Here is a 2,130-nt window from a genome sequence, read left to right as displayed (position 1 = left end):
CCCGGCGAGGAAGGCCAGCGTGTGCGGGTGCCCGTCGAGCAGGGTCACCAGCGGCGTGGCGCGCCGCGCCGGGAAGGCGGCGTCGAGGATCCAGGTGTCCGCGCTGCCGTGCCCGGCCCGGGCCTGGGCGGCGTCGAACAGCAGACCCGGGCTGGTGACCACGACGACGTCGACGGGCGTGCCCAGCGACTCCAGCCGCTCGGCCGCGGCCAGCGCCTCGGGCACCATCGCGCCCATCGCCGCGATCGTCACCGCCGGGTGCTCGCTGGTCCGCAGGGGGTAGGCGCCCGCGACGACCTGCCGGCGGCGCCGCTCGCGGGCCGCCGGGTCCGTGGGCACCGCGGCCAGCGACTGGTCGACGGGCCGGGTGGACAGCCGCAGGTAGGCGCTGGTCCCGTCCGGCCGGCCGAGCCGGGCCAGCGAGGCCAACAGGGTCCACTCGACGTCGATCGCGAAGGCCGGCTCGTAGGTGACACAGCCCGGCTGCTCCAGCCCCACCGACGGCGTGGTGATCGACTGGTGCGCCCCGCCCTCCGGGGCGAGCGAGACCCCGGACGGGGTGCCGACCAGGATCGACTGCCCGCCGGCGTAGATCCCGAACGACCACGGCTCCAGCGCCCGCTCGACGAACGGGTCGTAGAGCACCCCGATCGGCAGCAGCGGCTGCCCCCACCGCGACCAGGTGGCGCCCAGCTCGCCGAGCGCGCCGACCAGGTTGCCCTCGGCGATGCCCAGCTCGATGTGCTGGCCCGTGGGGCGCTCCCGCCAGTGCAGGATCGTCTCCGGGTCGTCGTCGAACCAGTCGCGGCGCTCGGCCGGCGACCAGACCCCGACCTTGTTCACCCAGCCGCCGAGGTTGGTCGACGAGGACACGTCCGGGCACAGCGTGACCACCCGCCGCGCCGCCTCGGGTGCCTCCCGGGTCAGGTCCAGCAGCGCCCGGCCGAGCGCGGCCTGCGTGGTCGCCCGACCCGAGGGCGTCCGGCCGATGTCGGTGGGCAGCGCCGGGGCGTCCACCCCCTCGACCGGGCCCCGGCGCAGCCGCTCGGCGGTCTCGGCGCACAGCCGGCCCGCGGGCGTGTCCGGCGCGAACCGTTGCCACGGGGCGTCGAGCGACATCCCCGAGCGTTCGGCGAGCTCGGCGATCTGGTCGGCCGTCAGCAGCGACGAGTGGTTCTGCGGGTGGCCCTCGCTGGCCAGCCCGAACCCCTTGACCGTGTAGGCGAACACCACGGTCGGGCGGGTGTCGTCGATCTGGGCGAAGGCGTCGGCGACGGCCTGCAGGTCGTGCCCGCCCAGGTTGCGGATCGCGGCGTGCAACGTCGCGTCGTCCAGGGTGGCGACGAGCTGCTCGAGCTCGGGCGTGTCCGGCAGCCGCTCCCGCAGCTGGGCCGGGGTGCAGCGCAGCAGCCGCTGGTACTCCGGGTTGGACATCTCGTCGATCCGCCGGCGCAGCGCCTCGCCGCCCGGCCGCGCGAACAGCTCGTGCAGCAACCGCCCGTACTTGACCGTGATCACCTGCCAGCCGGCCGCGGCGAACATGCCCTGCAGCCGCGGCGCCCCGATGTTCGGCACCACCCGGTCCAGGCTCTGCCGGTTCAGGTCGACGAGCCACACGACCTCGCCCAGCTCGGCGACCATCGGGTCGAGGATCGCCTCCCAGACCGCGCCCTCGTCGAGCTCCGCGTCGCCGACCAGCGAGTACTGCCGCCCGGCGCCGGCCTGCTCGCCCAGCGTGGTGATGTAGCGCCGCGCCAGCGCGCCCCAGATCGGGGCGGTCGCCCCGATCCCGACCGAGCCCGTGGAGTAGTCCACCGGGTCGGGGTCCTTCGACCGCGACGGGTAGCTCTGCAGCCCGCCGAACGCGCGCAGCGTGGTCAGGTACGACTCGTCGAGCTCGCCGAGCAGGTAGTTGATCGCGTGCAGCACCGGCGAGGCGTGCGGCTTGACCGAGACCCGGTCCCCGGAGCGCAGGTGCTCGAACCACAGCGCGGTCATCAACGTGGTCATCGACGCCGACGACGCCTGGTGCCCACCGACCTTCAACCCCGTCGGGTTGGGCCGCACCCGGTTGGCGTGGTCGATGATCGCGGTGGAGAGCCAGCGCACCCGCTGCTCGATCTCCCCCAG

At 74.8% G+C, this 2,130-nt stretch carries 1 protein-coding gene; it reads right to left on the bottom strand.

The annotated features are described in order from the left end of the window. A partial coding sequence (locus LWC35_RS38700) for a thiamine pyrophosphate-binding protein (RefSeq protein ID WP_372463180.1) occupies positions 1-2,130 on the bottom strand: 2,130 nt, incomplete at both ends.

Source organism: Pseudonocardia kujensis (genome assembly GCF_021283305.1).
GTDB lineage: Bacteria > Actinomycetota > Actinomycetes > Mycobacteriales > Pseudonocardiaceae > Pseudonocardia > Pseudonocardia kujensis.
The sequence above is the reverse complement of the archived record's forward strand: the minus strand, read 5'-3'. Positions and strand labels throughout refer to the sequence as shown.